At 36.5% G+C, this 5275-nt stretch carries 3 protein-coding genes; 2 read left to right on the forward strand and 1 reads right to left on the reverse strand.

The genetic code is table 11. From position 1 onward, the window contains the following. Positions 1 to 256: 256 nt before the first annotated feature. Positions 257 to 2668 carry a hypothetical protein gene (locus ACP6PK_RS30695; protein ID WP_426565441.1) on the reverse strand — a complete coding sequence of 804 codons (2412 nt, stop codon included), beginning with the start codon at positions 2666 to 2668 and terminating at the stop codon, positions 257 to 259. Between the two features lie 252 nt (positions 2669 to 2920). On the opposite strand from ACP6PK_RS30695, the gene ACP6PK_RS30700 reads away from it, so the two are divergent. Both ACP6PK_RS30700 and ACP6PK_RS30705 read left to right on the forward strand, forming a co-directional pair. Beyond that, positions 2921 to 3382: a eukaryotic translation initiation factor 3 subunit E gene (locus tag ACP6PK_RS30700; RefSeq protein WP_426565443.1), complete on the forward strand. Its 462-nt coding sequence runs from the start codon at positions 2921 to 2923 to the stop codon at positions 3380 to 3382. Between the two features lie 105 nt (positions 3383 to 3487). Further along, on the forward strand, positions 3488 to 5275 hold a 1788-nt coding region (locus ACP6PK_RS30705; protein WP_426565445.1), incomplete at its 3' end, for a tetratricopeptide repeat protein.

Genomic DNA, 5275 nt, shown 5'->3' on the forward strand with positions numbered 1-5275 from the left:
AAATTTGGATAATAATCAGATTAATAGTCAGGAAAAAAACTCTTTTAACTACTGACTACTGACTGCTGACTACTCAAAATATTTTCCAGTTAATGATGATTTTTGCCATCTATTTATGTCTTAACTGCTATTAGTAAAATCAGGTATGAAATTTGGATAATAATCAGATTAATAGTCAGGTAAAAAAAACTGTTTTAACTACTGACTATTGACTACTAAAAATCATACAATCATTTACCAACCCCATAATTATTAATTATTCGGTAATAGATGAGTTTTCTGTTGTTTGTTTAATAAATCCTCGATAACCAATGGCAAATAATGTCAGAGTAGCAGATATAATTACTATTATTGAGGGATTAACAATTTCACCATAAATTCCTAAAGAGTGGATTGTTAATAGGATTAATTCTAAGCTGCACAAAGTTATCGCCCAACGATCTAATGCTTTGGCGTAAATATTAAATAACTTCCCTGATAATTGAACTATTCGAGAGTACAATAACCATAAATTTACTAAATATATGCTAATAATTAATAACCACTCCACCCCAGAAACAGGAGGCAAACCTAATACACTTTCCCACAGACAAACACTTATAACAGTTAAGACAAATCCTACCGTAATATTTGCTGATGTTTGAGTTAGTAGGTATTTGGTATTAAAGAACATTAAAACTATCCCTAAACCCAAACCAAGCAATCGAGTTTCTGGCTGCCATAAAGTTAAAGTTTGGAGCATAATTACAGCAGCGATACTTAATTCACCTGCTATTTTTCTGAAAGATATTATTCTGCTGGAAATAGTTGTTAAAGCTAAAGGAGTAATAAACCAAATAATTCGCCATTCTGGTGATAACTGGCAATTAATAACCGTGCAAATATTAGGTTGAAAATTTCCTAAGTTACCCAACAGCAAAATATAACTTATAGTTGCTAAAACTAAACCCAGATGCCAAGCACTTAAACAGAAACAACTTAACAACGAGATAGAAGATGTAGGTGTAACTATCCTTGTTTCTGCTGTTATCTTGGTCTGCAATATAAATATTCCCCATTCACTCACCATCATTACTAATAAAATTATTATCCATGCGGTTAAACTTAAATCTGGCAAGAAATAATTAATCCCAGAAAATATTGATAATAAAGCAGTGATATGACTCAAATAAACAAGAGCAACTCTGGTAGGTTGACGACGAGAATTAAAAATAGCAAGGGTAATAGTTGAAGCTAATAAATTGAGAAATATAACTAGAGGATTTTGCCAGGATAATATATTTAAAAATACTCCAAACCCTAAGCAGATTTTTTCACTAAACTTTCCTAAATTAATTTGTTGACTGCGATAAATCCAATCTGTCACCCAGACCATAAATATTAAGTAGGGAAACCAAGTTAAACTGAATAATGATTCTGGTGAATTTTGAGCATTAAAAATTTGAGTTGTTGTGGTAAATAAAGTTTGTCTAGTTGCACTTGGAATTAACCGCCATCCTAACCAAGTTATTTGTAAACCAATGCAAAAAATTGTAGATAATTCAATCCTTCGCCAAGATTTTTGCAGATTTTCAGCTAACAATAATAAGCCAATAATACTAACAAGTAATGCTTGCCAAGGTTGAGCATATACTGAAACTAACCAACCAAGAAATAACAAACTAATCCCAATCCGATTTTGTATAAATAATTTTTGTTTAATTTGATTATAGATGTTATTTTTCAATAATATCCACCCACTTATTCCCAAGGCTAATCCTAATTTTGTGATATCTACATTGGCAACAAAAATCCCTCTAGCTAGCAAAATCAAGAGTGCATAAACTACAATGGCAATTCCTGTGAGTAGCTCTCCAGTATTAGTTTTATTTTCAACTTCTGTTGTTTCTGTAATTTTTTGAGTTTGGTTATGATAAATAGTGGCTATTGCTGTACCAATCACACCTAAATAAATTGCCAAAATAGGAAATCCTGAAAATTTCCATCCATACTGTAAATAACTCAGCCCTAACAAGTTTAGTGCAGCAATTGAAATCCACTGTTTAGAAAGATAATTAGTAATTTTTTTGTCAAAATAAATGACGATACTGGTAAGCAAAAAAGAAGCTAATGCTACTATTAACCATTCTCCAATATTACCCCATAAACCTAAGCCATCTATTGCCCAAAAATTCACAGGTACTAACAGTAATGTCACCAGTCGCAACGTCTCGGAAGTTAAACGTAAATTTCCTGTTTTTCTCGTCCAAACTGTCGCTCCAAAAAAGCATAATGTATATGCTAAAAGCACTAAATCTTGTGCGGGAGGAGGAAATTTTTCCCACTGACTGGCTGCAAGTAAACCAGAAGAAACAACCACCAAAAATAAACCTAAAAAAAGCAGCCATCGCAAGCTTAATTCTGCCATTAATGACTGTAATAATTGAGTGATTAAATTAGGAGATTTTACAGTAGAAGTCTTAGGGATAGTTTGCTGTAAATCTATTTTTGTTTGACTTGTTTTAGTGTTAGTTACTAATTTCTCTGTTTTGATAACTTGTGGTAGAGGGGTACTTAGATATTTTTGGCAAAGTTGCCTAACTTCATCATCGGAGATTAAGCCAAGGCGTAACCAAATATCTAAACCTTCTAATATTTGTGGATGATTTTTATCAATGTTAATTAACATTTCTTACAGCTCTAATATTGATACTAGCGTAGGTTAGGTTCAGGAACAAAACCCAACAACAATAACACTTTGTTGGGTTTCACTTTGTTCTACCCAACCTACATTTTTAGTCGTCTAACGCACCCTAAAAGTTTTGCACTACATCTACTATATATATAGATATATAATAGAAAAATAGGGGGCAGAATAATTGAGACTTCTCATCTAAAATAATAGACTTAATTTTTTATTATTTAGCAAGGAGCAAAAACAATGGAACCTATAGAATTAACTGCAGCAGCGATCGCCTATCCTTTTTTAGTTAAATATGTGGAAAAAGCAGGGGAAGGTTTAAGTGAAAAGACTTTGGAGCAAGCGGGTAAGTTATGGAAACGAGTCAAAGGAATGCCTGCGGATACTTTCTGTGCTTTGAAACCTGCACAAGAAAATCCTTTTCCTGAAGATTTTGAGCAAGCGATACGGGAAATGGAGGCGGTGGCTAATCAAAACTCGGAACTTAACCAAGATATTATTGATGTAGTTGCGGTTGCTAAAGAGGAACATCCAGAAGATGTCAAAAATCTTGAGGCAAAGTTAGAAAAAATTAAGTCTCAAGGGGTAACTGCTGAGAAAATTAATGCTTTGTTTCAGGGAAGCACTATTACTGGCGGTAATGTAGGTGATACAGGTATTGTTGGCAATAAAACTGTCAAAATTAAGGAAGTTAACTTTTGACTGAAGTCGTCGGGAGGGGCACCGACAAAGAAAAGTACCCAATTTCAACATCCAAAACAAAAATACTATATTCCTGGGGAGGAAGGTTTAGATAATAAAGTTTTTGTGGGTAGGGAAAGAGAACTTGACGAACTCCACAAATTGCTAAAAAATAATCAACGGGTTGCTGTTGTGTCTGTTTCGGGAATAGGGGGTGTGGGTAAAACGGAACTTTCCCGTCGATACGCTCGTGCTAATAAGTCTGCTTACCCTGGTGGTATCTGTTGGTTGGAAGTACCTGCGGAGAATGTGGGTATTCAGATACTCAGGTTTGCTCAGAATAATCTCCAACTTATTCTACCGGAAGACGAAGACTTACAGGGAAGGTTGCGCTACTGTTGGCAATATTGGTCTGAGGGGGAGGCGTTACTTATATATAATGATGTGACTGACTACAAATCTCAGGTAAAGCCTTTTTTGCCTCCTGACTTGTCTCGGTTTCGGGTACTGCTGACGACTCGTAAACATTTTGGCAAGAAGGAATTTCGGGAGTTGCCTCTGGATGTGTTGCCACCTTTGCTAGCCATGGATTTGTTAAGGTCAATTATTGGTAGAGATAGAATTTTGATGGAACCCCAAGAAGCAAAAGCAAGGGAACTTTTGAAATGGTTGGGTTATTTGCCTTTAGCGATCGAATTAGTGGGGCGGTATTTGGATGAGTATTGGGAATCTTTGAATAGGGATAATTTGGCTTTGACAAAAATGCTCCAGCGTTTACAGCGAAAAAGTCTGGAACATCAGGCGATGTCAGCTAACGAGTTGATTAATTATCCTCATGGTGTGGCAGAGGCGATCGCTTTGAGTTGGGATAAGTTGGATGAGAATACTCAAGAAATAAGTCTGTGGTTGGGGTTGTTTGCTTTGGCACCTATTCCTTTGTGGTTGGATGGGATAGAGGATGATAAGGAGTTGGAAGTGTGGGAAATTGCTCTTGGGGATTTGGAAAATCTGCATTTGTTGAAGGGTGTTGAGTCTGGGGTTTATAGTTTACATCCTTTGGTGCGGGAGTTTTTGCAGATAAAATTGAGAGAATATCCAGAAGCGGATGAGTTGAAACGTAGTTTTGTTATGATGATGGTGGAGGCGGCAGGGGAAATTCCCTATGACATTACACGGGAGGAAGTTGAGAAATTTAAGGTAGATATTCCTCATATTACGGAAGTGGCAGAACATTTGACTGAATATTTGAGTGATGATGATTTAATTGTTCCTTTTACTAGCTTAGGTTCATTCTATCAAGGTCAAGGATTTTATCCACAGGCACAACCTTGGTTAGAGAAAGGTAGAGAAATAGCAGAAAAGCAGCTAGATAAAGATCATCCTGATATTGCGACTGTCTACAGCTACCTAGCATATTTATATCATTCTCAAGGGAAATACGAAGCAGCAGAACCTTTGTACCTCCAAGCCATCGAAATCGTCAAAATTGCCCTGCCCGAAAATCATCCCGATCTTGCCACCCACCTCAACAACCTAGCATATTTATATCATTCTCAAGGCAAATACGAAGCAGCAGAACCTTTGTACCTCCAAGCCATCGAAATCGTCAAAATTGCCCTGCCCGAAAATCATCCCGATCTTGCCACCCACCTCAACAACCTAGCATATTTATATCATTCTCAAGGCAAATACGAAGCAGCAGAACCTTTGTACCAACAAGCCATCGAAATCGACAAAATTGCCCTGCCCGAAAATCATCCCGATCTTGCCAGAGACCTCAACAACCTAGCATATTTATATCATTCTCAAGGGAAATACGAAGCAGCAGAACCTTTGTACCTCCAAGCCATCGAAATCGTCAAAATTGCCCTGCCCGAAAATCATCCCGATCTTGCCACCCACCTCAACAACCTA

It is taken from the genome of Dapis hubbardiae BLCC-M172 (assembly GCF_050016015.1).
Taxonomy (GTDB): Bacteria; Cyanobacteriota; Cyanobacteriia; order Cyanobacteriales; family Microcoleaceae; genus Trichodesmium.